At 70.7% G+C, this 25,531-nt stretch carries 25 protein-coding genes; 10 read left to right on the forward strand and 15 right to left on the reverse strand.

What is annotated here, in order from left to right:
• Positions 1-51: 51 nt before the first annotated feature.
• The gene (locus OHA64_RS44305; RefSeq protein ID WP_405622880.1) at positions 52-273 is read right to left on the reverse strand and encodes a DUF3311 domain-containing protein; all 222 of its coding nucleotides are present in this window, start codon (positions 271-273) and stop codon (positions 52-54) included.
• 166 nt (positions 274-439) lie between these two features.
• Between OHA64_RS44305 and OHA64_RS44310 the strand changes: the two genes are divergently transcribed.
• From OHA64_RS44310 to OHA64_RS44325, 4 genes are all read left to right on the forward strand, one after another.
• Positions 440-2,002 carry a sodium:solute symporter gene (locus OHA64_RS44310; protein ID WP_405622881.1) on the forward strand — a complete coding sequence of 521 codons (1,563 nt, stop codon included), beginning with the start codon at positions 440-442 and terminating at the stop codon, positions 2,000-2,002.
• Positions 2,003-2,058: 56 nt separating this feature from the next.
• Positions 2,059-2,616 carry a SigE family RNA polymerase sigma factor gene (locus tag OHA64_RS44315; protein ID WP_405624369.1) on the forward strand — a complete coding sequence of 186 codons (558 nt, stop codon included), beginning with the start codon at positions 2,059-2,061 and terminating at the stop codon, positions 2,614-2,616.
• Positions 2,617-2,735: 119 nt separating this feature from the next.
• The gene (locus tag OHA64_RS44320; protein ID WP_405624370.1) at positions 2,736-3,038 is read left to right on the forward strand and encodes a hypothetical protein; all 303 of its coding nucleotides are present in this window, start codon (positions 2,736-2,738) and stop codon (positions 3,036-3,038) included.
• 82 nt (positions 3,039-3,120) lie between these two features.
• On the forward strand, positions 3,121-4,050 hold the full coding sequence (locus OHA64_RS44325) for a YihY/virulence factor BrkB family protein (RefSeq protein WP_405622882.1): 930 nt from the start codon (positions 3,121-3,123) through the stop codon (positions 4,048-4,050).
• Positions 4,051-4,216: 166 nt separating this feature from the next.
• Here the strand turns inward: OHA64_RS44325 and OHA64_RS44330 are convergent, their stop codons facing one another.
• The 5 genes from OHA64_RS44330 to OHA64_RS44350 all read right to left on the reverse strand — a co-directional run bounded on the left by OHA64_RS44330 (position 4,217) and on the right by OHA64_RS44350 (position 9,321).
• Complete coding sequence (locus OHA64_RS44330) at positions 4,217-5,164, reverse strand: PDR/VanB family oxidoreductase (RefSeq protein ID WP_405622883.1); 948 nt, start codon at positions 5,162-5,164, stop codon at positions 4,217-4,219.
• Between the two features lie 177 nt (positions 5,165-5,341).
• Positions 5,342-6,253 (reverse strand): metal-dependent hydrolase, encoded by a 912-nt coding sequence (locus OHA64_RS44335; RefSeq protein ID WP_405622884.1) that lies wholly within the window; start codon positions 6,251-6,253, stop codon positions 5,342-5,344.
• Positions 6,254-6,324: 71 nt separating this feature from the next.
• Positions 6,325-7,272 (reverse strand): alpha/beta fold hydrolase, encoded by a 948-nt coding sequence (locus OHA64_RS44340; protein WP_405622885.1) that lies wholly within the window; start codon positions 7,270-7,272, stop codon positions 6,325-6,327.
• On the reverse strand, positions 7,269-8,405 hold the full coding sequence (locus OHA64_RS44345) for a hypothetical protein (protein WP_405622886.1): 1,137 nt from the start codon (positions 8,403-8,405) through the stop codon (positions 7,269-7,271). The genes OHA64_RS44340 and OHA64_RS44345 overlap by 4 nt, the downstream gene beginning before the upstream one ends.
• 4 nt (positions 8,406-8,409) lie before the next feature.
• Positions 8,410-9,321 carry an SDR family oxidoreductase gene (locus tag OHA64_RS44350; RefSeq protein ID WP_405622887.1) on the reverse strand — a complete coding sequence of 304 codons (912 nt, stop codon included), beginning with the start codon at positions 9,319-9,321 and terminating at the stop codon, positions 8,410-8,412.
• 149 nt (positions 9,322-9,470) lie between these two features.
• On the opposite strand from OHA64_RS44350, the gene OHA64_RS44355 reads away from it, so the two are divergent.
• Positions 9,471-10,112: a TetR/AcrR family transcriptional regulator gene (locus OHA64_RS44355; RefSeq protein WP_405622888.1), complete on the forward strand. Its 642-nt coding sequence runs from the start codon at positions 9,471-9,473 to the stop codon at positions 10,110-10,112.
• A 359-nt stretch (positions 10,113-10,471) separates the two neighbouring features.
• Here the strand turns inward: OHA64_RS44355 and OHA64_RS44360 are convergent, their stop codons facing one another.
• A complete protein-coding gene (locus OHA64_RS44360) occupies positions 10,472-11,182 on the reverse strand; it encodes a MerR family transcriptional regulator (protein ID WP_405622889.1) in 711 nt (236 codons plus the stop codon).
• A 271-nt stretch (positions 11,183-11,453) separates the two neighbouring features.
• On the opposite strand from OHA64_RS44360, the gene OHA64_RS44365 reads away from it, so the two are divergent.
• The 3 genes from OHA64_RS44365 (at position 11,454) to OHA64_RS44375 (ending at position 13,895) form a co-directional block, all read left to right on the forward strand.
• Positions 11,454-12,068, forward strand: a complete 615-nt coding sequence (locus OHA64_RS44365) for a DUF6230 family protein (RefSeq protein WP_405622890.1) — start codon at positions 11,454-11,456, stop codon at positions 12,066-12,068.
• A gap of 116 nt (positions 12,069-12,184) precedes the next feature.
• Positions 12,185-12,685 (forward strand): DUF6114 domain-containing protein, encoded by a 501-nt coding sequence (locus OHA64_RS44370; protein WP_405622891.1) that lies wholly within the window; start codon positions 12,185-12,187, stop codon positions 12,683-12,685.
• A 598-nt stretch (positions 12,686-13,283) separates the two neighbouring features.
• Positions 13,284-13,895 (forward strand): hypothetical protein, encoded by a 612-nt coding sequence (locus tag OHA64_RS44375; protein ID WP_405622892.1) that lies wholly within the window; start codon positions 13,284-13,286, stop codon positions 13,893-13,895.
• Positions 13,896-14,317: 422 nt separating this feature from the next.
• On the opposite strand, the gene OHA64_RS44380 is transcribed toward OHA64_RS44375, so the two are convergent.
• Complete coding sequence (locus OHA64_RS44380) at positions 14,318-15,313, reverse strand: Lrp/AsnC family transcriptional regulator (RefSeq protein WP_405622893.1); 996 nt, start codon at positions 15,311-15,313, stop codon at positions 14,318-14,320.
• Positions 15,314-15,444: 131 nt separating this feature from the next.
• Between OHA64_RS44380 and OHA64_RS44385 the strand changes: the two genes are divergently transcribed.
• Entirely contained in the window at positions 15,445-16,914 is a 1,470-nt protein-coding gene (locus OHA64_RS44385) for an MFS transporter (protein ID WP_405622894.1), read from the forward strand.
• Positions 16,915-16,987: 73 nt separating this feature from the next.
• Here the strand turns inward: OHA64_RS44385 and OHA64_RS44390 are convergent, their stop codons facing one another.
• Positions 16,988-18,454, reverse strand: a complete 1,467-nt coding sequence (locus OHA64_RS44390; RefSeq protein ID WP_405622895.1) for a glyceraldehyde-3-phosphate dehydrogenase — start codon at positions 18,452-18,454, stop codon at positions 16,988-16,990.
• A gap of 293 nt (positions 18,455-18,747) precedes the next feature.
• Here OHA64_RS44390 and OHA64_RS44395 point away from each other — a divergent pair, with 293 nt between their 5' ends.
• Entirely contained in the window at positions 18,748-19,146 is a 399-nt protein-coding gene (locus OHA64_RS44395; RefSeq protein WP_405622896.1) for an SseB family protein, read from the forward strand.
• A 90-nt stretch (positions 19,147-19,236) separates the two neighbouring features.
• Here OHA64_RS44395 and OHA64_RS44400 read toward each other — a convergent pair whose 3' ends face one another.
• Genes OHA64_RS44400 through OHA64_RS44425 form a run of 6 tightly spaced genes read right to left on the reverse strand, consistent with a single transcriptional unit; the run spans position 19,237 to position 25,527 of the window.
• Positions 19,237-20,613 (reverse strand): FAD-binding oxidoreductase, encoded by a 1,377-nt coding sequence (locus tag OHA64_RS44400; protein WP_405622897.1) that lies wholly within the window; start codon positions 20,611-20,613, stop codon positions 19,237-19,239.
• Positions 20,610-21,716 carry an acyl-CoA dehydrogenase family protein gene (locus OHA64_RS44405; RefSeq protein ID WP_405622898.1) on the reverse strand — a complete coding sequence of 369 codons (1,107 nt, stop codon included), beginning with the start codon at positions 21,714-21,716 and terminating at the stop codon, positions 20,610-20,612. Before OHA64_RS44405 ends, OHA64_RS44400 begins: the two co-directional genes overlap by 4 nt.
• Positions 21,713-22,711: an ABC transporter substrate-binding protein gene (locus tag OHA64_RS44410; protein WP_405622899.1), complete on the reverse strand. Its 999-nt coding sequence runs from the start codon at positions 22,709-22,711 to the stop codon at positions 21,713-21,715. The genes OHA64_RS44405 and OHA64_RS44410 overlap by 4 nt, the downstream gene beginning before the upstream one ends.
• Positions 22,712-22,721: 10 nt before the next feature.
• Positions 22,722-23,822, reverse strand: a complete 1,101-nt coding sequence (locus tag OHA64_RS44415; RefSeq protein WP_405622900.1) for an LLM class flavin-dependent oxidoreductase — start codon at positions 23,820-23,822, stop codon at positions 22,722-22,724.
• A gap of 23 nt (positions 23,823-23,845) precedes the next feature.
• Positions 23,846-24,814 (reverse strand): ABC transporter substrate-binding protein, encoded by a 969-nt coding sequence (locus OHA64_RS44420; RefSeq protein ID WP_405622901.1) that lies wholly within the window; start codon positions 24,812-24,814, stop codon positions 23,846-23,848.
• The gene (locus OHA64_RS44425; protein ID WP_405622902.1) at positions 24,811-25,527 is read right to left on the reverse strand and encodes an ABC transporter ATP-binding protein; all 717 of its coding nucleotides are present in this window, start codon (positions 25,525-25,527) and stop codon (positions 24,811-24,813) included. The genes OHA64_RS44420 and OHA64_RS44425 overlap by 4 nt, the downstream gene beginning before the upstream one ends.
• Between the last annotated feature and the right edge of the window lie 4 nt (positions 25,528-25,531).

Consider the following 25,531-nt stretch of genomic DNA (forward strand, 5'->3'; position numbering starts at 1 on the left):
CTCACCTTGAGGGTGGTGTGACAAGAAGTGCGTGAAGGTCAGCGACCGGGATCAGGGATCACGGTGTTCGTGCCTGGTCAGCGCGTACGCGGCAAGCAGGCAGAGGCCGCACCCCGGCACCCAGGCGAGCTGGTACCAGTAGAAGAACGGCGTGCCCGCGAACCGTGGACCGGCACCGGCGTACCAGGGCACCCACAGCAGCCCCGCCGCGGGCGCGAGGAGCAGCAGGGCGACGGCGACGCGCCGTAGCCGGTGATGACCGGTCCGTGCCATGACCTGTGCTCCTCTCCCGCTCGCTGTGGGTCTGTGCAAGAGTTGCCCACCCGCCGGAAGTGGTTGACAGCGGATGTCGAGAATATTTCCGCCGATGGCCCGTCAACCGAAACCGCCGTCCGCGCAACCAACCGGTGGGACCCAGGCACACCAAGGACGGTGACCCGTGGCCGACAGCGCCATGACCGCGACGTTTCTCGCCGTGATCGGCGGAGCGTCGCTGCTCGCCGTCACCGCACGCCGTCTGCACCCCAGTGACCGGCTGCCCTCCCTGGAGGGCTGGGCGCTGGCCGACCGGAGTCTCGGCCCGGTGTGGACCTGGTTCCTGCTCGGCGGCACGATCTTCACCGCGTACACCTTCACCGCCGTCCCCGGACTGGCGTACGGCAACGGCGCGCCCGCCTTCTTCGCGGTGCCCTACACGGTGATCGTCTGCCCGCTCGCCTTCGTGCTGCTGAGCCGCCTGTGGACCGTGGCCCGCCGGCACGGCTACATCACCGCCGCCGACTTCGTGCGCGGACGGTACGGGTCGCCGCCGTTGGCCCTGGTCGTGGCGCTGACCGGGATACTCGCCACGATGCCGTATCTGGCGCTGCAACTGCTCGGTATCCGCGCGGTGTTGACAGCAGGTGGCGTGTACCCGCGCGGGGCGGGCGGGGACCTGGTGATGGTGGCTCTCTTCGCCGGGCTCGCGGTCGCGACGTACCGGCACGGTCTGCGCGCGCCGACCGTCATCTCCGCGCTCAAGGCGGTGGCGGTGTTCGTCTCGCTCACCGCTGTCTGCTGGCTGGTCCTCGCAAGGCTCGGCGGTCCCGGCCCGGTCTTCGACGGGGCCGCCCGGCGGCTCGGCGGAACGGACGCGGCCCACTCGGCGCTGCTGCTGTCTCCCGCCCAGCAGCCCGCCTACGCCACGCTCGCCCTCGGCTCCGCGCTGGCCCTGCTGATGTACCCGCACGTCCTGACCGCCGGGTTCGCCGCCGACGGCCCGCGCACCCTGCGCAAGGTCTCCGTGGCGCTGCCCGCCTGGACGGGGCTGCTCGCGCTCTTCGGGTTCCTCGGCATCGCCGCGCTCGCGGTGGGCGTACGGGCGCCGGAGGGCGGGGCCGAGGCCGCGGTGCCGATGCTGGTCGACCGGCTGATGCCGGCGCCGCTGGCCGGGCTGGTGTTCGCCGCGATCACCGTGGGGGCACTGGTCCCGGCGGCCGTGATGTCCATCGCCGCCGCCACCAGTTTCGTCCGCAACGTGTACGTCGAGTACGTCCACCCGACCGCCACGCCCAAGCGGCAGGTGCGCATCGCCAAGGCGGTGTCGCTGACCGCGAAGGTGGGGGCGGTCGCGTTCGTGTTCGGGCTGCGCGACCAGGACGCGATCAACCTCCAACTGCTCGGCGGGGTCTGGATCCTGCAGATCTTCCCCGCCGTGGCCGTCGGGCTGTTCACCGGCCGGCTGCATCCCCGGGCGCTGCTGGCCGGCTGGGCCGTGGGCATGGCGGCCGGGACCGTCCTGGTGGTGCGGGAGGGGTTCTCGTCCGTCGTGCCGATCGGTCTCGGCGGCCCGCCGCTGGAGATCTACGCCGGGCTCGTCGCCCTCCTGCTCAATCTGACCGTCGCCGTGGCCGCCACCCCGGCCCTGGAACGCCTGGGCGTCCCGCGCGGCGCCGACCTCACCGACCTGCCGACCCGCCTGGCCGTCAGGCGGCGCCCCGAGACGGGAGCGAACAACCCGTGAGACGCAGACAGAACATCCCCCTCGCGAGCACTCCCCTCGCGAACGTCCCCCTCACGCTGCCGCCCGTGCCGCCGCCCGCCGCTCCGGCCGATCCCCTCACACCCGCGGTGAGCGATCCGGCGGATCTGGAGCGGGAAGCAGCCCTTGCCAGCCTGTTCGAGCTCCACTACGCCTCCATGCTGCGGCTGGCCGCGCTGCTCGGCGCGGACGACCCGGAGAACGTGGTCGCCGAGGCGTACTACCAGATCTACCGCAAGTGGCGCCGACTGCGGGACACCGAGGCGGCGGTGGCGTATCTGCGCTCCACCGTCTGCAATCTGACCCGGATGCGCATACGCCACCTCCAGGTGGCCCGCCGGCACGTGGAGAACCCGCCGGAGGAGGTCGTCGACTCCGCGGAGAGCACCGCCCTCCTCCACGACGACCAGCGGGTACTGATCGACGCGCTCCAGCAGCTGCCGGGTCGCCAGCGTGAGGCACTGGTGCTGCGGCACTGGCTCGGGCTGAAAGAGAGCGAGATCGCCGCCGCGATGGGGATCTCCTGCGGATCGGTCAAGACACACACCTCGCGCGGCATCGCCGCCCTGAGCCAGGCGATGGAGGCCCGACGATGAACGACACCGGTCGGGGGCGCACAGAGAAAGAACGCACCGAGAGAGGACGCGCCGGGAATGGACGCGCCGAGAACGGACGCGCCGAGAACGGACGCGCCGAGAACGAATCCGACGAAGGTATCGACAAGGGGCGCGTGGAGACCGTCGCGGACCGGACCGAGCGAGAGCTGCGCGAGGCTTTGGAGGCGCTGGCCGGGGGAGTACGGGCCGCGCCCGACGCGTACCGCACGGCTCGCGGTGAGTGGCTGCGCCGGGAGCGCCGCCGCCGGCTGGTCCTCACGGTCCTGATCGCCGTCGTCTTCACCCTGGCCACACTGATCGGCCTGTGGGTCCTCAACCACGCCCCGGCCGACCCCGGCGTCATCTTCTCGGGCGCCGGGCAGGCGACCGCCCTGGGAGAGCCGACGTCCGGCTGGAGGTGACGGCACACCGGCGGGACGGCCCCCGTTGTCCGGAACGGGCCCGTCCGCGCATGTCCCCGGCACACGGGGTACTCCGGGCCTCATGGCGCGCACATCGACATCCTGGCCGGCGGTGCTCAAGGGCACGGTGAAGGAGTTCAAGGACGACGAACTCACCGATCGCGCCGCGGCGTTGACCTACTACGGGGTCCTGTCGCTGTTTCCGGCCCTCCTCGTGCTGGTCTCACTGCTGGGCATCACCGGGCGGTCCGCGACCGACCAGGTCCTCGACAACCTGCAGAAGCTGGCACCCGGCTCGGCCCGGGACATCATCGGCGACGCGGTACGGGAGCTCCAGGGACGGGGCGGCATCGGCTCGATCATGGCGATCGTCGGCCTGGTGCTCGCCCTGTGGTCGGCCTCCGGCTACATCGCGGCGTTCATCCGCAGCGCGAACGCCGTGTACGACATGCCCGAGGGCCGCCCGGTGTGGAAGCTGCTGCCGGTCCGGGTGGGAGTGACGGTCGTGCTGCTGGTGCTGGCGGTGATCAGCGCGCTGATCGTGGTCTTCACGGGCGGTCTCGCCCGGGAGGCCGGCACGGCGCTCGGCATCGGGGACACCGCCCTGACGGCCTGGTCTATCGCGAAGTGGCCGGTGCTGATCGTGCTGGTCACCATCATGATCGCGATCCTGTACTGGGCGGCGCCGAACGTGCGGGGCCAACGCTTCAAGTGGGTCACCCCGGGCAGTCTCCTCGCGCTGCTGATCTGGCTGATCGCGTCGGCGGGGTTCGCGTTCTACGCGGCGAACTTCGGCTCGTACAACAAGACCTACGGCACACTCGCCGGCGTGATCGTCTTCCTGGTGTGGCTGTGGATCAGCAACATCGCGATCCTGCTGGGCCTGGAGTTCGACGCCGAGACGGCCCGGCAGCGTGCCGTCGCCGACGGACTGCCCCGCGACGAGGAGCCCTACGTCCCGCCCCGCGACACCCGCGCCTGGAGCGAGGAGGACCACCGCCGTATGGACTGAGGCGGCAACCTCCTCGCCGTTCACCGTGAGTCGGCCGGATCAGCTCCCACGCCTCCACGTCGCCCTCGCGTCGCCACCGCGCACTGCCGGGACTGTCGCAGCGGCCGGCCACGCCGGATCCGCGACACCGGCGCGGGAAGCGTCGGAACGGGCGCTCGGCCATCCCTCACACATCCAGCACCAACCGCTCTCCTTCCGGTGCACGCGAGACACAGGGAAGCATGGCGCCGGCCGCACGTTCGGTGGCGGTGAGCCGACGGTCACGGTGATCGACATGGCCATGGGCCACCCGTACCCGGCAGGTGCCGCAAAACCCCTGGCGGCAGGAGAACGGCAGGTCCGGCAGGGCCTCGTGGAGAACATCCAGGGCGGAGCGGTCGTACGGCACCGGCAGAACCCGTCCGGTGTCGCCCAGCTGAAGTTCGAAGGGACGGCCGTCCGTGATCGGGGCCGGGGCGAAACGCTCGAAGTGCAGGGCTGACGCGCGGCTGTCACCGAATGCGCGTCGAACGCCGTCGATCATGGGCGCGGGCCCGCAGCAGTACACCGCACCCGCCGCCGGGCTCAAGCTCAACAGTTCGGCTGCTTCGGGCACGCCGGACTCGTCGTCAGGACGGATGGAGACCCGGCCAGGGGCTGCGGCCGCCAGTTCGGCCAGCTCTGCCGCGAAGGGCATCGAGCCGCGGCTGCGGCCGGTGTGCACGAGCCTCCAGTCCAGCCCGCGTCGGGCTGCTTCCCGAGCCATCGGCAGGATCGGGGTGATTCCGATGCCGCCCGCGATGAGCAGGAGGAATGCCTCGGCGGCGAAGGGGAAGGCGTTCCGGGGCCCGGTGACGGCGACCCGCATACCCTCTCCGAGGCCGTCGTGTACCTCGGCCGAACCGCCTCCGCCGTCGGCGATGCGGCGCACCGCGATGCGGTACCGGTACCGGTCGGCAGGGTCGCCGCACAGCGAGTACTGCCGCTTGCGGCCGGAGGGCAGGTGCAGTTCGATGTGGGCGCCGGGCTGCCAGGCCGGGAGAGTTCCCCCTTCGGGTGCTGCCAGCCGCAGGGAGACGACGTCCTCGGCATCTTGGTGCTTGGTGGCGACCACCAGTTCCCGGATGACGGGCATCTCGGTGGCCGGCGGGCGCCCGGGAGGAGTACTGCGCCGCCGCGAGGGACGTGACCGCGTTGTCGCTGAAAGCCGCCAGCCTCCGCATGAAGGAGTCGCTGCGGGGCCTGCCGTACAAATCGGGCGGTCGAGTGACGGGTGTGCTGATGTCCATGGGGTGCCTCACTGGTTGCTGGGTCATCGGGTAGCCGCTCGGGCAGCGGGGGACGCCGCCAGGTAGGCGACCGCCTGCTGAGTCGAGCCCTCCTGGGTCGGGTGGTAGCCGGGGCGGAAGTAGCGCAGCACCGAGCGGCCGAACGCGCCCGGCCGGGGCAACAGGTCCTTCCGCGCCGCGGCCAGGTAGTCGCGGAAGCGGACCCTGACCCGATCGTCGAGCAGGGGGTCGGCGCTCATCAGGAAGCGGACTCCGCGGATCCACAGCCGGGTCAGCACGGGAGCGGTGACGAGCATGCCGCCCACTCGGCGCCGGTACCGGGGATCGAGGTGCACCAGCAGGTCGAACGCGACGGAACGGTGTTCGACCTCCTCCGCGCCGTGCCAGCGGAACAGATCGAGCATCGCGGGGTCCGCGCCGGCCTGGTCCAGGTGCCCGTTGCTGAGAATCCAGTGACCCATGTACGCGGTGAAGTGCTCGAAGGCCGCTATGAGGGCGAGCCGTTGGAGGAGGTGCGCATGGGTGGCGGCCGGAGTCAGCTCCGGCCGGTCTCCGAGCACCCTGCGGAAGATCCATTCGGACTGCCGGGTATACGGAGCCGGATCCAGCCCCTTGGTGAGCAGGTGCTCCAGGACCTCCTGGTGCGCCTCGGCGTGCATCGCTTCCTGGCCGATGAAGCCGCGTACGTCCTCGCGCAGCCGCTCATCGGTGATCAGTGGCAGCGCCTGCTCGAAGGTGCGCACGAACCAACGTTCGAGCTCGGGAAGCATGAGGTGGAGCACATCGAAGGTGTGGGTCGCGAAGGGCTCACCCGGCAGCCAGTGCAGCGGGGTGGTGCCCCAGTCGAAGGTGACGTCCCGGGGCTGCAGCACCAGGTCGTGGTGGTCGATGGGCTCGGACGGACGCTCCGGGTGGGCATGTGCGGCTCGGAACATGACAGGTTCCTCCGTCAGCGATCGGTGTGTGCGATGGGGCGGTCAGGCAGTCGTCCAGTGCTGCTGGGCTGTCAGATCGGGTGCGCGGTGTGGTCCGGAGTGTGAGTGCGGCGGGAGCCGTCTTCGACGAGGTGGGCGAATTCCGCGATCCGGGACGCGACCTCCTCGGGGTGGCTGAGCTGTACCCAGTGCCCGGCGTCGATCGGGCGCCGTTGTATCCGGCGCGTCCAGTGCTCCACTCCGTACGACAGCACCGGGGTGACGCAGAAGTCGCGGGTGGGGATGATGAGTTGAACCGGGACGGTGGTCGGCCGGTCCCGGGGACGCAGCAGGCGGGGCAGCATGTTGGCGCGGTATAGAGCGGTGCCGACCACGGCGTCGCGGGCCAGTGTCGGCGCGGGGTAGGGGGTGTGCCCGGGCACGCCTTGGGAGCCGGTGAGGAAGGCGCGCCAGCGGTGTCCCAGCGCTCTCCAGGTCAGGGCGGGCAGCAGCGGGAAGTGGAAGTAGGCGATGTACCAGGACCGTGCGGCCTGGCGCAGCATCTTCGGCAGATCCCGGTGCCGCGGCCGAAGGCGGGCACGGATCAAGTGGCCGACGTGGTCCAGGCAGGGTCCGGAGATGGAGGTGAACGAGGCGATCCGTCCGGCCAGGCGGGTGCCGGTGACCGACTCCCAGGAGTGGATCGATCCCCAGTCGTGTCCGACCAGGTGCACCGGGCGGTCGGGGCTCACGGCGTCGAGAACCGCCTCCAGGTCGGCTTCCAGGCGGGACATCCGGTAGGCGCGCAGACCCCTGGGCCGGTCGGAGGCGCCGGCTCCCCGCACGTCGAAGGCGGTGACGTGGAAGCGGTCGGCCAGGCGCTCGGCGACCGGGCGCCACACGGCGCTGGTGTCCGGATAGCCGTGGACCAGCACCACCGCAGGAGCCGTGGACGCTCCCCATTGATAGGCGGCCAACTCCACGCCGTCCACGCCGTCCACGCCGTCCACGGCGATTCGGCGGGCCGCCGGGCCGGTCACCGGCCACCACTGGCAGGGGTCAACTCGCCGTAGTTCAGACCGCCGTGGAAGAAGCTGGGCAGTACCGGCCACTGCCGCTTGAAGGGGGCCAGTTCCGAGGAGGGCAGGATCTGCAGCCAGCGCGGATCGCGCCGGCTGGGGTCGGCGAGGGTCTTCTCCTTGACCATGGAGTCGTACTGGTCGAGAGAGTCCTCCAGGGTGTTGGCGTTGGGCACCACCTCATGGCCGTAGAACGTGGCGTGGCGGCGCACCCCGGGGATGCGGGAGAGCTCGGGCTGCCAGTTGTCGGCCGAGATGCCGTTCTCGGAGGAGACCCACACCCCGTCGGGGGTGTTCAGCACCAGGGAGTGGTTGCCGTCCGTATGGCCCGGCGTCCACAACAGGCTGACACCGACACCGAGTTCGACATCGCCGTCGAAGGCGGTGACGCGCTCGCCCGGTACCCCGTCCATGCCTCCGTCGACGTACCAGGCCCACTGCATCGGATGCACCGATTCGAAGGTGCCCAGCTCCCTGCGGTGCACCAACAACCGGGCGCACGGGAACAGCGCTTCGCGGGGCGTCCGTTCGCCGGGAATCGTGCTGGTACTTCCCATGATCATGCGCACGTCCTGGACGTGCAGGTGGTCGAAGCTGACGAAGTCCACGTCCTCCGGTCGCAGACCGCAGGAGGGCAGGACGGTGTTCGGGTCCTGGTAGTAGCGGGCGAAGACGTGCTCGGTGAGAAAGTCCCCCGCCAGCCGCTTGAGCTGGGCGTAGAACGGCGCTTGAGCCGTTCCGGCGGCGACGGTCGGCTCCCACACCAGTGTTTTCGGCTCACCGTCGAAGCCCTCGAACTGCACGACGAGCATCCGGTTGACGATGCTCACGAACGGGTTGACGGCGAGCGCGGCGCCGTGGAAGCCGAACCGGGTCGGGTACGGGGCGGCGGCGATGTCGAAACTGCGGACGGCGTGGATGCGGCCCTGCTGGACGAACCGCTCACGGTAGGTGGCAGCGGCGCGGCGCACGGCGCGCAGCCGGTCACCGCGGGGCCATACGTCGTGGACACCTTCGAATTCGGGGATGGGACGCGGAGCGGCGGCGTCCTGGGCCGTCTTCGCGCTGGGCGCCGGCTTGGGCGTGGTGGTCACGGGCTCATCCTTCGGGAGAGCGGGCGGTCCGGGTGCGCTGCTCGTAGGCCGCGCGGACCGCTCGGTCGGACAGGGCGGCGAGCTGGTCGGGGACAAGGAGGTGATGCAGGGCGTCGCGGGCACGGCCCGGCAGCAGCGCGGCCAACCGGGTCAGGGCGGCCAGTTGGCGTGGAACGAAGACCTCGAACCGCGGGCGCAGCACGACGTCGAGCACCGCGTCGGCCACCTGATCCGTCGTCAGGCGTCGGGTGGGGCCGGTCGCGGTACCCGCGGCCAGCTCGGTGTCCACGACGCCGGGCATCACCAGGGACACGTGCACGCGGGTGCCGCGCAGTTCGGCGCGGACGGCTGTGCTGTAGCCGTGGATGGCGTGCTTCGTCGCCGCGTAGGTCGCCTCGCCGGCCGGGGCGACCTTGCTGGCGGCGGAGGCGATGTTCACCACGTGGCCGCGACCGCGTTTCCGCATCCCTGGGATCACGAGTTTCATCCCACGCAGTACGCCGTGGACGTTGACGTCGAACTGGCGCAGGGCGGCGTCCTCCGGTTCCTCCTCGAAGGGGCCCACCCACATGATTCCGGCGTTGTTGATCAGTACGTCGATCGGCCCCAGTCGGGTCTCGACGGTGCGCAGGAAGTCTCCGAAGGAATGTGTGTCGGTGACGTCGAGAGACAGCCCGAGCAGCCGGCCACCGGCCTGCGCGCCGATGGCACCAGCCGTCTCCATCGCGAGCTCCGCGTCGAGATCGCCGATCGCCACGGTGGCTCCGGCCGCGGCGAGCCGGGCTGCGACGCCACGCCCGATTCCGCGGCCCGCCCCGGTGACCGCGATCACCCGGCCGGTCAGCGATTCTGTGCGCAGGAGCCTGTCGCGGTCTCTTCGGCTGAACGTGTACGGGTTCCTGGGCGGTGCTGCCACGGTCGAGCCCCTTCCTTGCCCGGAGCATGAGCGAACGCTGAGCGGCAAGCGCCCTCACGCATTTCTGACACGATGTCGTGTCAGATGAACTGACAAGCTAGAGTGTCAGTTCAGAGCACACCGGTGTCAACACCTCTGCGGAGGGAAACATGACGGGCCCACAGACCGCCGGACGGCGCTACGGCGGACGTGATGCGGCGCAACGACAGCAGGAGCGCCGCACCCGCCTCATCGAGGCGGGCCTCGACATGTTCGGCACGGCCGGATATGCCTCGGTCTCCGTCAAGCAGGTGTGCTCGCATGCCGGACTGACCGAGCGTTACTTCTACGAGTCGTTCCGCGACCGCGAAGACCTTCTCGCCGGGGTCTACAACGAGCTGATCACTACGATCAGAGCCGACACCGCGCAGGCCGCAGCCGCTGTCGCACCCGATGTCGACGCCCAACTGCGCGCCGGCCTCGAGGTGTTCATCCGCACACTGGCCGGCGACGCCCGCAAGGCCCGCCTGGTCCTCATCGAGGTCGTGGGCGCCAGTCCCCGCCTCGAAGTGCGCCGCCGTGAGGTCCTGCACGAATTCGCCGCACTGATCGCCGCCGTCGTCGGACCGCTCCCTGGCCCGGAAGCCTCCTCCAGCCGGCTCACCATGACCGCGATGAGCCTGGTCGGCGGAGTCAACGAACTCCTCGTGGACTGGACGCTCGGCCACCAGAACGCCACTGTCGAAGAACTGATCGACCTGTGCTACACCCTGTTCATCGCGGCCTACCGAGCCATCAGCGATCAGCCCTGATCAGGCAGGCCCGGACTCCTTCAGGGGCTTTCCGCACCGGCAGGCAGCCCACGGCCCCTGTTCAACGGCCCTGAAGGTGGCCGCCTCGTGCCGGAGCTCGTGCGGCCGGACGGGCGGGAGGCCGGACGGGCGGGAGACCGGAGGCGGCGGCGAGCTGCTCGAAGAAGTCTGCTGATGTGCGTGCCGCTCGTGCTACCGCAGGTAGAAGGGGCGCCCGTGGCTCCGGCGGCCGGGATGGGTGGTGTGCCGGTCCCCGTCGCCGCGGGCTGAACCCCCAAGAGGCCGAAGTCCCTTCCCCGAGCCCGCTTCGGCCCTCGCTGCCGTCGCGAGCGGAGTTGCCGGCGGTGCACTGCCGGGACTCACTCCGCCGGATGCTCACCCTGCCCGCACGCACGGCGATCATGGCGACGATGGTTCGCGTCCTCCTGGGCCAGCCGCCGTAGAAGCCTGACGACCGGCTCGAACAGCACGGTGAGGACCACCGCCCGCTCGGCGAGGGCGATGCGGTCCTCGATCCCGTCGAACTGCGCGAAGTCCAAGTCCGCGGTGGAGGTGGCGAGCCGGGCGTAGGGGACGAGGGCGTCGGCTGTGTAGTCGGTGCCGAGGCGGCTCAGCGCCGCGAGACTTTCGGCCAGTGCCGGGCGGTGAGGCGACGCGTCGGAGATCTGCCAGCCCATGTTCTCGATGAGAGCCTCGACCCTCGCAGCTGCTCCTCCTGGTACCGCCTCGTCGGCGGCGCTCTCCGCTCCGGGACCGCCTTCGTTGTCCGCGCCGTTCTTCCCGTTCGTCTCCGCGGACGGCACGGGCAGCGCGTGGTGGACGACGCCCAGGGTCTCGAACGCGTCCAGTGGACGGTCGACGGCGTCGAGCACGTCACGGGTGCGGGCGACGGACAGCCCGCCGAGTTGGATGAGAGAACGGATCAGACGAAGCCGCTGAATGTGCTCCTCGCCGTACTCGACCGTGGTCGGGTTCAGCGCGCGGCCCTCAGGGAGCAGCCCTTCCCGGCGGTAGTACTTGATGGTCGCCACCGGTACCCCGGACCGGCGACTGAGCTCTGAAATCCTCATGCGCTCCCTCACGCTCAACTGTCCCACCAGTATCGCGTTACCCGGGGTTGCCTCGACGGCGCCGATAGTGCAACTATCGGGTACTCGGTAGTAACGCTATCGAGTGCTTCTTCGGTGTGCCACTTCCTCTGTGCGCGTGGACGACATGCGCTCGCGGAAGCCGCCTGCACCGCCACGGCCACACCCAGCCGTAGTTCTTCACCCGCCCCGTGCCGGGCCAGTCAGTTCTGGGTCCGGTCGTCTCGTACGCCTCGACAACGGAGGACCGTCCATGTCCCAGCGAATCGGCAAGACCCACTGGAAGCGATTCGCCGTCGGTGCGGTGCCGACGGTGGCCGCCACGGCGGCTGTCGCTGTTTCCATGGCCCAGGGCGCGCTGGCCGCTTCGTTCAGCATCTCCGGTTCCGCCTTCCAGGTCTCGGCGGGCAAGTTGAGCGGCACCGGATTCGGCAACTACGCCACGGTGGACGTCGCCAAGAACGGCAAGCGCGTGCCCGTCTCCGTCTCGTCCATCAAGAACGCGACGGTCACCGACATGTGTCAGTCCGTCCCGGTGGACATTCCCGTGCTCGGGACCTACACGATGTCGCTCCAAGCCGGGGGATCGGGTACGCCGGTCAAGGCCAAGGACCTGTACATCGACATGACCGATCTGCAGGCCAAGTCCGGCACCTTCAAGAACGTCGACATCGGTGTCGCCACCGGTTCCATGACCAAGGGGCAGGTCAACCCGAAGGACCACGTCGATCCTGACGGCTACGCCCAGCAGGCGGACGCGGTCGAGATCATCGATGCCCACCAGAAGGTCTGGGCCACGACTGCGGGAACGTTCGAACTGGCGGGCCTGCACATGAACATCGCGGCCGGCCGTCACGACTGCTTCTGACCGCTCCCGCCCTCTGGTCTCCCGTGCGCGGAAGCGGCCGGCGACTGCCCAGGGGGTGGCAGTGCTCCACCGTCCTCGCGGACACCCTCACCCACTCACGACTTGGGAGCTGCCACATGACCAGTGCAGGTGCACCCGCGCACCCCCACAGTGACAGCGGCTTCATCCGTGCTCGCCGGGACTTCCGGGCCTGGCGGCGCACCCGTCCCTTCTGGGCGGGTCTGCTGGTGCTTCTTGCCGCTGCGCCCATCATCTACTTCCCGTACTTCAACCTCTCCCTGGGCGCCTTGTCCGTGGCGATGTCCACCACCGCGGGGGCCGGGTCCCTGGTCATCGGCCTGACTCTGATCGTCCTTGGCGGACTCCTCTGGTTCCAGCCGATCATCAGGTTCTTCGCCGGCTGCGTCGCGGTGTTCCTCGGCGTGCTGTCGCTTCCCATCTCCAACTTCGGCGGATTCTTGGTCGGCACACTGCTCGCGGCCACGGGCGGGCTCCTGGCTCTGGCGTGGGGCCCGGTGGACGGGGGCCCGGTGGACGGGGACCCGGAGGACATACCCGACGGCGCCGAGGGGCCGTCAGCCGCCGTCAGCCGGGCGGGAGGACAGGGGAGTGCGTGACCAGTCGCCCGACACCCGCGGCGAGGCCGCGGCCCCCCGATCCGCTCGACCACCGAGGGGCCGGCACGCCATCCCCCGTACGTCCGCGCTGACACGTCTGCGTCTGCCGGTCGGCAGGGCTCTCGCGCTGACCGCGCTGCCGACCGCCCTCATCCTGGGAAGTCAACGCCTGCCCGAATCCGCGGACACGAGCGCCACCGCGGCGCTCTCCGTTGCCGAAGAGGGGGCAGGCACGCCTGGAACCCGCGGTGTCGACTGCGCCCGTCCCGACGACACCTCAGCCTCTGCGACGAACGCTCCCGCAAACCCCACCCGGTCCGCTGATCCCCACGCGTCCAGCGCTCACCCAAGCGGGGAGCCCCCCAAGCCGCCGTCGCACACCCACGACGAGGAAGCTGGCCCGACCCCAACACCGACCGCCACTCCCACCCCCACGCCCAGCGCAACCTCCGCGACAACGAGCCTTGCGGACATCCTCGGCCCCCTCTTCCGCGCCCACACCGAGCAGCAAAGCCCGTCACCCGACGCGAACCCCTCACTCCACGCGAGCCCTTCACCAGGCTCGGCCACTTCGAGGCCGGAGTCCGGAGCACTGCCCGTGCCTCGGCTGTCCACCACGCCGGTATCACCTGCTCCCAGCCACCGGACCGCCGAGCCGTCGCCCCGAACGGAGTCGCCCCAAGGAACCGCCCGCACCTGCGACATCAGTGACCTCAAGGCCCCCGACGACCATGAGGCCGGCCGATTCTCCGCCGAGGCATGGAACATGAAGGGGAGTCGCCTCGAACTGCATGACCTGGTCTTCGGCGGCGTGGTGACCGTGGACACAGCCGCGGGGCCCAAGCGGGCGCTCAAGTTCACCGCGGCGGCGGTCACGATCCGCGACCTGAAGATGGCGGTACCCGTCGGCCCACAGATCCAGCACATCGACGGAGCGCCCGGTTCCACCTCCACCATCCGGGGCGACGACATCACCATGTACGTGGAAAGCCTGACAGGCACCCTCTCCAGCATCGAAAACCTTCCCGCACCACCCGTACTCCGCCTGCGCCTCACCCCGGACACCATTCCGGAGTGGCTCTACGACGCAGTCGGGAAGCTCGACCTCAAGCTCCAACTCGGCCTGGACGACGCCGACATTGACCAGGCCGGACAGACAGGCGGAAAACTCGCCATCCCGGGGATCCACGGGTACGGAACGCCACGCTGAAGCCGGCCGTAAGCGGCGGTGGCTGGTCGTGGTCAGGGTGACGACACCTGATGGCGGGCCTGTGGCGCGCACGGTGGTCTGCTGGTTCAGCGACGAAAGCCGGGGCTGTGGTCTGTTCGTCGGGGCCAGGGTTGCGGCACTGGCGGCGGGCTGGGACCGGCGTGGTGAAGGCTGTCGGGAAATACCGCGTCGCCCACACCGCGCCCTCCGTCCCTTCGGTGACCGCTCGCGAGTACGACGTCCTTCCGTCTCATGGCGGTCGGTCATCAACCTCGAGACTGCGCCGAGCTGAACCTGTCGGTCAACACCGTCAGGACGTAATTGAGAGCGGTCTTCCTTGACTGCTGATGGCTGGTGGTGACCTGGCGGCGGTGTCGTTGTTGTAGTCGGGCATGAGGGCCCCACCGGAGCCGGGGCGCAGGTCAGGGCGTCCGCAGGGTCGCTGCAGCCTTGTACGTGCGCAGCACTGGGGCCGTTTCGATGTGCGTTATCGCCTCCATCGTCAGGCGCCGCGTCAGGTACGTGTGGAGTGCCTCCGCGTCCCGGCACAGCGCGTGGGCGACCAGGTTCGTCGGGCCGGTTGTCGCCGCGACCACCGCCAGTTCCTCGTGGCCCGCCAGCGCGACCGCCACCGTGTCCAGGTGAGCCGGCGAGATTCGCATCCACAACAGCGCCGACACCGTGACGCCCACCAGCGCAGGGTCCACGTCCACGTCGAAGAACAACGCGCCCCGCGCCCGCAGTTCGGCAAGCCTGCGGGCCGCCGTCGACGCCGTCGTGCCGGTCGCCGCCGCCAGATCCGCGTAGCTGACCCGCGCGTCCTCGCGCAATGCGCCCAGCAACACCCGGTCCGCGTCGGTCAACAGGTACGGCTCCTCATCGAGTGCAGCGGTGCGCCCTCCCGTGCCGGCTGCGTCCCGTTCGGCGTGCACCCGGGCCTGTTGGTCCTCGTCCAGGACGTTCACCCGCCCCCGCCACGCGGTCGGCCCGCCGAGGTAGGTGTGCAGCAGGTAGTGCGCGGAGACGGAGGTGATCCCGGCGGTGCGCGGGATGTCGCGCAGCAGCAGCGCGTGCGCGTCCGGACCGGACCGCGGTGTGTGGATGATCGCCACGATCTCCGTGCCGCCGGATGCCAGCCGTACCCACGAGGTGTCCGGACGGCGCGCGAGCGCCACGGCGATGTCGTGCGCGCTGCGCGTCGCGGCCGTCAGCCGCACGAACCACTGGTGTACGCCCGCGCTGCGCGGCGTCGGCAGCGTTACCACTCGCAGCCCTGCCTGCGCGTACAGGCGTCGGTAGCGCCGGACGACGGTTTGCGTCGAGGAGCCGAGCACCTCGGCGATGAGCGTGAACGGCGCCCGCGCGTTCACCTGCAGGGCATGGATCAGGCCCCGGTCCACATCATCCAGCACGAGCATATCGAGCAAATTAGCCGATCTCAATGGAAGTAATCACCTGTCGGATGCGGAGAAATGGAACCTGATCAGGGTGGGTGGGCACGGTGGTGTCGGCGGCGGCCCGCCGCGATCCGCATCTCTGGGGAGAACGCATGTCCCGAACCACCAGTGCACCCGCTACCGCCACCGAGCCCGCCATAGCGCGCACCGCCGACGCCGACGCGCCGTACCGATGGCGCTGGATCGCACTCGCCGCGCTCCTTGGCGCCGAGGCCATGAACCTCCTCGACGCCACAATCGTCCAGGTCGCCGCCCCTGTTATTCACACCGACCTTGGCGGAGCGGACGCCACCGTCCCCTGGTTCAGCGCCTCCTACACCCTTGCCTTTGCCCTCGGCCTGCTCACCGGCGGCCGCCTCGGCGACATCCACGGCCGCAGGCGCGTCTTCCGCGCAGGGGTCATCGCGTTCGCCGTGACCTCCCTGGCGTGCGCGCTCGCTCCCACCGCCGTCGTCCTCATCACCCTGCGCGCTGTGCAAGGGGCCGCCGCAGCCGCGATCATCCCGCAGACATTCGGGCTGATCCGCCCCATGTTCACAGGCCCCGAACTTTCCAAGGCTCTCGGCATGATCGGCCCCGTCATGGGGCTGTCCGCCGTCGCCGGCCCCGCGCTCGGCGGCATCCTCACCCACGCCGACCTGCTCGGCACCTCCTGGCACGCCGTCTTCCTCGTCAACCTCCCGCTCGCCGCCGCCGTCCTGGCCGCCACACCCTGCCTGCGCGAGGACCGCGCCCCCGTCCGCCCCCGCCTCGACCCGGCCGGCACCGCACTGGCCACGCTCGGCACCGCCCTGCTGGTGTGCCCGCTCGCCATCGGCCACCCCGGGCCCGCCGCGTGGGCGACCGCCGCGGCCGGCGCCGCCGTCCTGACGGTGTTCGTCGCCCAGCAGCGCCGCACCGCCCGCCGCGGCAAAGCCCCACTGATCGAACCCGCCCTGCTGCGCGGCCGCACCTTCCCCGCCGCACTGGCCACGTCCACGCTGTTCTTCGCCGTCATGAACGGCGTCATGATCACCGTCGTCCTCCACCTCGAACTCGGGCTCCACGAGGGGCCGCTCACCGCCGGCCTCACCCTGCTGCCCTGGTCCACGGGACTGGCCGTCGCCTCGTGGGCCGCCGGAAGCCGTCTCGTCCCCCGGTTCGGCGGCCGCGTCATGCACGCCGGCATCGCCACCCTCGCCGGCGGACTGGCCGCAGCCGCCTTCGCCTACCGCGCCGCCGCCCCCGACACCTACCCGACGGCTCTCCCGTTCGCCCTCGCGCTGGCGGGGCTGGGGACCGGGCTGTTCACGCCACCGTTCTTCACCACAGCGCTGGGGGCCGTCGGGCCGCAGGAGACCGGCTCTGCGGCGGGACTGCTCAACGCCGTCCAACAACTCGGCGGAACCCTCGGTATCGCCCTCATCGGGGGGGCCTACCTCGACACGACCGACGGCCCCCGCACCGCCGCCGGACACGCGCTCGGCGCGGCCGCCGTGCTCTTGGCCGCCACCGCGGCGGCCGCCGGTGTGATGGCTCGCCGTACCCGACCGGCTGTTCTCGCCGGCGAGGAGGCGGGCTGACGTCGTACCGGCTGCCACATCCGCATGCCGCGTCCGTCCACAGCGCCGACAGCCGGCAACTGATCCGCGGGTCCTACACCGCCGGCACCGGGGCCGGGGCGGGGTACGTGGGGTACTCCACGCCGGAGACGTGCTGGACGACGCGGATGACCTGGCAGGAGTAGCCGAACTCGTTGTCGTACCAGAGGTAGAGGATCGCGTTGTCGCCGTCGACCTTGGTCGCTCCGGCGTCCACGATCGAGGCGTGGCGGGAGCCGATGAAGTCGCTGGAGACCGCGTCGGGGGCGGTGGTGAAGTCGATCTGACGCTTGAGCGGCGAGGTCAGCGAGACCTCGCGGAGGTGGTCGAGGACCTCCTCGCGGGTGGTCTCGCGGCCGAGTCGCAGGCTGAGGATCGCGATGGAGACGTCCGGCACCGGGACCCGGATCGAACTGCCGGTGATCGGCGCCTTGAGCTCGGGCAGCGCCTTGGCGACGGCGGAGGCGGCACCCGTCTCGGTGATGACCATGTTGAGCGGCGCGGAGCGGCCCCGGCGGTCGGCCTTGTGGTAGTTGTCCAGCAGGTTCTGGTCGTTGGTGAACGAGTGCACGGTCTCCACGTGTCCCCGCAGGACGCCGTACTCGTCCGCCATCGCCTTCAGCGGCGGCACGATCGCGTTGGTGGTGCAGGACGCGCAGGACAGGATCCGGTCGTCCGGCTTGATGGTGTCGTGGTTGACGCCGTGCACGATGTTCGGGACGTCGCCCTTGCCCGGCGCGGTCAGCACGACCTTGTCGACGCCGGGACGCAGGTGCTCCGACAGGCCCTCACGGTCCCGCCACTTGCCGGTGTTGTCGATGAGGATGGCGTCCTTGATGCCGTACGCCGTGTAGTCGACCTGAGCCGGGTCGTCGGCGTAGATCACCCTGATCTCGTTGCCGTTGGCGACGATGGTGCTCTTCGCCTCGTCGACGGTGATCGTGCCCTGGAACTGGCCGTGGATGGAGTCGCGGCGCAGCAGCGAGGCCCGCTTGACCAGGTCATCGGCCGCCCGGCCGCCGTTGCCGCGCACCACGATGGCGCGCAGCCGCAGACCGTTGCCGGAACCGGTCTTCTCGATGAGCAGGCGGGCGACGAGGCGGCCGATGCGGCCGAAACCGTAGAGGACGACGTCGCGCGGCTCACGGCGCTCGACCCGGTCGGCGCCGGTGGCACCGGCGACCGCCTCAGCGGTGAACTCAGCCACGGAAAGGCCGCGGTCGTCGGTCCGATACGTCGCGGCGAGCATGCCGATGTCGATCTGGGACGGGCCGAGATCGAGGGCGGTGAGCGTCTGGAGGAACGGCAGAGTCTCGGTGACCGACAGTTCCTCGCCGGCTATCTGGCGGGCGAAGCGGTGGGTCTTGAGGATGCTCACCACCGACTTGTTCACCAGGGAGCGGCTGTGCAGCAGGACGGTCACGTCCCGCTCACGGTGCAGCCTCCCGATGAGGGGGATCATCGACTCCGCGATCTCCTCGCGGGTCTTCCAGTTGGTGAACGAGTCGTCCTTGACAGTCACGAGTATCTCTTTCGAGCTAGGTGGCGCTCATATGCTAAACCCCAGCTCGGGCCGGTCCGTGCGCCGGGTCCGCTCTGATGCTGGTGCGACCGCCCGGAGCTGCCCTCCGACCACTTCCCGCTGATCCTGAACCGGCTCGACCGCGCCTGACCTGCGCCTGGTCCGTGAAACCGGTGTGAACCCCGGGTCCTCGGAGGATTGCTATGGCAACCGTCGGGTACGCGACCAGAACCGCGCCCGGCCGATCTTTGCGCCGGGCGGGCCGCAAGACCGCCGCTATCTAGGGATCAGCCATGGACACACCCGCGAACGACAACACCGTCACACCGGCCCGGCGGGCGCTGGACGCGCTGGCCGAGAACACCGAGGACACGGCGGCGCTGGCCACGCTCGCGAGCAGTGAGGTGCTCGTGCCCGTGCCCGACGACGCCGGCCAGGACGAGGTCAGCGACCCCAGCACGGTCGCACTGCCCGTCCTCGAGCAGCGCGACGGGGCTCCGGTGGTGCCCGTTTTCACCTCCGAACCGGAGATGGCCGAGCTCCTCCCGTACGTCTCCCGCTACCGACTGGTCCCGCTGGGCGCGCTCGCCGCGCAGTGGCCGGCCGACGAACTGTCCCTGACCATCGACGCGAGCTCCGCGCACCCGCTGACCCTCACCTCGGAGGGCGTGCGCACCCTGCTGGCCAGGTAGGAACGACCGGATCGGGCCCGGCCACCACTGACGAGCGGCCGGGCCCGGCGAGGGACGCGACGACAGGACCTGTGTCCCTCGCCGGGTCCCTCACAGGCTCTTGCCCGGATTGAGGACGCTCCTCGGGTCGAACACCTCCTTGAGCCTGCGCTGCAGGGCATGAGCGGCGGGGCCGAGCTCCTCGGCGACCCACTGCCGCTTGAGCAGGCCCACCCCGTGCTCACCCGTCAGGGTGCCACCGAGTCGCAGGGCCAGCGCGAAGATCTCACCGGCCGCCTCCCACGCGGCCTCCGGCAGCCGGTCCAGGGACGGATCCACCACGATGATCGGGTGCAGGTTGCCGTCCGCCGCGTGCGCGAGGGTGTACACGGGCACGTCGTGCCGTGCGGAGACCGCCCGGATCTCGCGCACCGCTTCCGCCAGGCGGGAGCGCGGGACCGCGATGTCCTCGATGAGCGGGCGGCCCAGCCGCTCCAGCGCGGGCAGGGCCAGACGGCGGGCGGCCAGCAGGGCCTCCGCCTCGGCGGGGTCCTCCGTCGTCTCCACCATGGTGGCCAGGGGCGCGAGCAGCCGTGCGACCGCCGCCGCCTCGGCCGCCGCGCCCGCACCGTCGCACTGCACCACCAGCAGCGCCGCGCCCCGCTCCCGCAGCGCCGGGTCGACCGACTCCAACACGGGTCCGTCGACGAGCTCCGCCAGCGCCGGCTCGACCCCGGCCCGGGTGATCGCGTACGACGCCTCCGCGGCCGCCTCGAAGGAGGGGAAGTACGCGGCGAGCGTGGCCGTCGCCACCGGGATCGGCCGCAGCCGCAGCGTCGCCGAGGTGATCACCGCGAGGGTGCCCTCCGACCCGGTGAGCAGCGAGGTCAGGTCGTATCCCGTGACGCCCTTGACCGTGCGGCGGCCCGTGCGCACGACCGTCCCGTCGGCGAGGACCGCCTCCAGCCCCAGCACGCTGTCCCGGGTCACCCCGTACTTCGCGCACCTGAGACCGCCCGCGTTCGTCGCGATGTTCCCGCCGATGGTGGACAGGGCGGCGCTCGCCGGATCCGGCGCGTACCGCAGACCGTGCGCGCCCGCCGCCCGGTCCAGCTCGGCGGTGATCACCCCGGGCTCGACGACGGCGAGCTGGTCGTCGGCCGACAGTTCGAGGATGCGGTTCATCCCGGACAGGTCCAGGACCAGGCAGCCGTCGTGCGCGGTCGCCCCGCCCGACAGACCGGTACCCGCGCCGCGTGGCACCACCGGCACGCGCAGCGCGTTCGCGTGCCGCAGGGTGACCGTCACGTCCTCGGTCCGCCGGGCGCGCACCAAGGCCAGCGGTTCCCCGGCCGCCCGGGTGCCGGAACGGTCCGTGGCGTGCGCGGTGAGCACGCCGGGCGCGGTGGTCAGCCGGTCGGGCGGCAGGTCGCGGGCGAGCAGCCCGAGGAGTTGGGCGGACGTGGTCGTTTCGGGTGCTGCGGTCACGGGTTCAGTGCCTTCGTTCCGATGGCGAGCAGGGAGATGTCCTCCTGGGGCGCGTGCACGGGCGCGCACTGGATGTCCCGGAAGTGCCGCTCCAGCGGGTTGCCCCGGGCCAGCCCCGGGTTGCCGAGCAGCCGTACCGCCAGCTCCACGGCCCGGACGCCGTGCCGGTCGGCCAGGACGCGCGCGCCGAGGGCCTGTTCGGGCGTGTACGCGGAGTCGCCCGCGTCGAGTCTCCCGGCGCCGTCGAACACCAGCTGCTCGGCGGCCGTGAGCAGCACCTCGATCTCCCCGGCCGTGCGCCGGAAGCGTTCCGTGCGGGCCACCGGGTGGCCGAGGTTGGCGGGCACCCGCGTTTGGGCGAAGGTGCGGAAGAACGCCTGCGCGGCCCGGGCGACACCCAAGTAGAGGGCTGCGAGCGGGAGATGGAGGGCGGCACCCGCCCGGTTGTCCTGTTCGGCGGCCGGTCCGTGCGGGCCGATCCCGATGACATGCTCGTACGGGACCTCCACCTCGTGGAACGTCACGTCGTGGCTGCCGCTGGCCCGCAGCCCCAACTGGTCCCAGCGACCGGTGATTTCGATACCGGGAGAGTGCCCGGGCACCACGAAGGTGCCCACGCGCGGCTCCGGCTCGTCGGTGCTTGCCCACACCAGGAACCAGTCCAGCCCCTCGGCACCCGTCACGAACCGCTTGGTGCCGCTGACCGCCCAGCCGTCGGGCGTGCGCCGCGCCCGGGTGACGGGCAGTCCGCCGCGCGCGGGGGAACCGAGGTCGGGCTCCACACGCGCGTGGTTGACCAGCACGGGACGCGCGAACGACTCCTTGACCACCCGCGCGTACAGCTCCTCGGGCCAGTGCGGCTGTGCGGCCTGCCGGGCGTGATTCGTGAGCGTCATCGCCGCGATCAGGGCGACGGAGGGATCCGCCTGCCCCAGCCGGTGCAGGATGCGCGCGGTCTCCTCGACCCCCGCACCCGGTCCTCCGTACGACTCGCCGATGGTCGCGGTGAGCAGCCCGGCCTCGTGGGCGCAGCGCAGGGACTCGGCGGGGAAGGCCGCCGACTGGTCGTAGGAAGCGGCCAGTTCGGCGATGCGCTCGGTCACAGGGCCTTCCTCAGGTCGGCGTCGAGTGCGGTGGTCCAGAAGGACTTGACGTCCAAGTGCCCCTTCAGGGAGCCGAGTTCGGTGAAGGCGTCGGCGACCTTCTGCTGCGAGGCGACGGCGTCGTCACCGACGGTCCGGGCCTGCGTGGGGCGCTGGGCCTGGGCGTCGACGAGGTCCTTCCTCGCTTGGGCCAGGGGCTGGTGGGTGGCGTCGGCGGTGACCTTCGCGAAACCGTCCTCGTGCCCGTCGCGGACATAGGCGTACGCCTTGGTGATCCGCGCGATCAGATCAGCGGCCGCGGCCTTCTGCGCCGGGCTCTCGAGCACACTGTCCCGCGCCGACCAGAGGAAGTTGCCGGACAGGATGTCCTTGCCCGAGCCGACCGTGCGGGCGCCCTGCTGGTGGGCGGTGATGATCGACGTGCCGTAGGAGGCGAAGGCGTCGATGCCGCCGCCGTTGAGGGCGGCCAGCCCGTCGTTGGGCAGCAGGGGCTTGGCGTCGATGTCGGACCAGTCGAGACCCGCCCGCTTGAGCAGCTCGTACAGGAAGTAGTGGGCGGTGGTGTTCTGGACGTAGCCGACCTTCTTGCCCTTCAGGCCGGCGATGTCGGTCACCTTGGAGTCCTTGGGGACGACGACCTCCTGGTTGAGGGTCGCGCCGCGCTGCACGGCGACGACCTCGAAGCCGGGTTTCCCGTCGGCGGCGGCGAGGACGGGCGGGATCTCGCTGGAGGAGGCGAGGTCCAAGGCACCCGCCCGGATCGCCTGGAGCTGCTGGTCACCGCCCTGGAACTGGCTCCACCTGACCTGGTACGGGGTGTTGTCGAGGTGGGCGTACTTCAGAACGGCCTCCTCGACCTTCCAGCCGGTGGCGCCGACTCTGAGGGTGACGGAGGACGAGGATCCGGCCTGCGCCTCGTTCCCGCAGGCGGCCGCGAAGGGCAGGAGCAGGACGAGGGCGGCGGCGGACGTGCGCAGGGTGCGGCGGAACAACACGGGAGCTCCATCAGGCGGCGTGGGTCGTGGTGGCGCGGTGGGCGAGTTCCTGGCGGACGAGCGGCAGGACGTGACGGGCGTAGTCGATCGCGTCGTTGAGCGGGTCGTAGCCGCGGATCGACAGCAGGTCGCAGCCGATGTCGACGTAGTCGAGCAGCGCCTTCGCCACCGTCTCGGGGGAGCCGACCAGGGCGGTGGAGGCGCCGGCGGCGTTGGTCGCGACCGCCGGGGCGGTCCACAGGCAGCGGTCGTGCACCTCGCCGCGGTCGGCGATGTCGAGCAGCCGCTGCGAACCCACGTTGGCCGGACGGCCGGTGGTGCGGTAGTGGCGCAGCAACTCCGTGTTGCGGGCCTGGTCCTTGAGCACGCCCAGGGTGCGGTGCGCCTTCTCCCAGGCCAGTTCGTCGGTGGGCGCGATGATCGGGCGGAACGACACCCAGATACGGGGGCGAGGGCGCCCGGCGGCGTCCGCGACGGCGTTCACCTTCGCGATCTGCTCGGCCGTCTCCTTGAGCGGCTCGCCCCACAGCCCGAAGATGTCGCCCTGCTGCCCGCCGACCCGGTACGCGTCCTGGGACGAGCCGCCCACCGAGATCGGCACCAGCCCGTTCACCGGCTTCACGTCCGAGTAGTAGCCCTCGAACCTGAAGTGCTTGCCCTCGTGCGAGACCGGCCCGTCGGCCTCCCACACGTTCCTCAGGATCTGGATGTATTCGTCCGAACGCTCATACCGTTCGGCCTTGTTGAGGTAGTCGCCCTCCCGGTGCTGCTCCTCGTCACTGCCGCCGGAGATGATGTGCACGGTCAGACGGCCGTCGCTGATCTGATCCAGGGTGGCGAGGGCACGGGCCGCGTGCGTGGGGAAGATGACGCCGGGCCGGTGCGCCAGGATCGGGCGGATCCGCTCGGTGTGGGTGGCGACGAACTGGGCGACCTGGAAGGCGTCCGGGGACGCCGAGTGGTAGGCGACCAGGGTGTGGTCGAAGCCGCCGTCGTCCAGTGTGCGGGCGTACTTGCGCAGATGGTCGCGGTCGAACCCGGTGCGGCTCGCGGCGGCCGGCCCGGATGCCCCCGCGTCCGTGTGGACGGCGCTGATGAACTCGACAGGCATGAGCAACTCCTTGCTGAGATCGACTACTTGAGAAGCGAGGTGTCGGCCGAATCCGCCACGTCGACGTTGGGCTCCAGCACCCCGATCCCGTTCATGAGGTCGGCCACGCCCTGAACCGTCCTGTTGACGTCCGGGGAGAGGGGCAGGACCTTGCTGTACGCCGCGGATGCCAGCGTCTTCGCCACGGTGGGGTCGGCGCCGTTGCGCTGCTCGATGGCCTTCGCATAGGCGTCCTGGTGGGTGCTCGTCCATTGCAGGGCCGTACCGAGACGCTTGAGGAAGTCGGTGAGCGCGACCTTCTTCCCCGAGTCGGCCAGGGCTTCGTCGGAGGCGCCGACGAAGCCGTAGCCGCTGACCCGGCCGTCGGCACCGTCGACGAGCAGCTTGCCGCCCTGTCCCAGGCCGACGGCCTGGTAGACACCGAAGGTCGCCCAGGCCTTGATCTTCCCGGAGGCGAACGCGGCCTGCGCGTCGGTCGGCAGCAGGTACTGGACCTTGACGTCCGAGTAGCTGAGGCCGTTCTGCTTCAGCGCGTTGGCCAGCAGGTACTCGGAGATGCTGCCCTTCGCGGAGGACACCACGACCTTCTGGCCCTTGAGGTCCTTCACGCTGTCGATGCCGGATCCCTTGGGAACGACGATCCCCACATGCCGGCCGTCGTTCTTCAGCGCGGCCACGTTCTTGAACCTCACGCCGCCGCTGAGTGCCTGCAGCGCCGGCAGGTCCGCGGAGTAGGTGGTGTCGGCGGCGCCCGCCTGGACGGCCTGGAAGAGCGGGGCGGCGCCCTCGAACTCGGCCCACTTCACCTTGTAGTCGGCGCCCTTGAGCGCACCGGACGCGGCGACGATGGTCTGCAGGGTCTTGGCCTGGTCCCCGATGGTCAGCGTGACCGGGCCCTTTCCGCCGGCCTCGGCCGAGGAGTCGGCGCCGCAGGCGGTGAGCGAGAGCAGGGCGGCGAGGCTCACCGAGGCTGCTGCGAGTCGGCGTATCACGAGGGGGTTCCTTCCAATGTGCGGGTCACGCCGAGCCAGTTCAGGAGGCGGGCGCGCAGGGTGACGAACTCGGGGGCGGTGAGATCGCGGGGGCGGGGCAGATCGACGGTGAGTTCGTGGGCGATGCGGCCCTCGTCCATCACCAGGACACGGTCGGCGAGCAGCAGTGCCTCCTCCACGTCATGGGTGACCAGGAGGATCGCGCAGCCGTGCCGCTGCCACAGTTCCGCGACCAGCTGCTGCACCCTGCCCCGGGTGAGGGCGTCCAGGGCGCCGAACGGCTCGTCCAGCAGCAGCAGTTCGGGCTCCCGGACAAGAGCCCGGGCCAGGGACACACGCTGGGCCTGACCGCCGGAGAGGGTCTTGGGCCAGACACCCGCGCGGTCCCCGATACCGACCTCGTCCAGCGCCTTCGCGGCGAGTGCCCGGTCGGGGCGGCCCGGCAGCCCCAGGACGACGTTGCGCCACACCTTCAGCCAGGGCAGCAGCCGCGGCGACTGGAAGGCGGCACTGCGGCGGGCCGGCACGGTCACCTCGCCGCCGATCTCGTCGTCGAGCCCGGCGAGGATGCGGAGCAGGGTCGACTTGCCGCAGCCGCTGTGTCCGAGCAGGGCCACGAACTCACCCTCAGGGATGTCGAGATCGAGGTCGTGCAGGACGGTGTTGCCGTCGAAGGCCCGCGAGAGCCCCCGTATTTCCACACTGTCGGCCATGAAG

The organism is Streptomyces sp. NBC_00076, assembly GCF_045041235.1.
GTDB lineage: Bacteria > Actinomycetota > Actinomycetes > Streptomycetales > Streptomycetaceae > Streptomyces.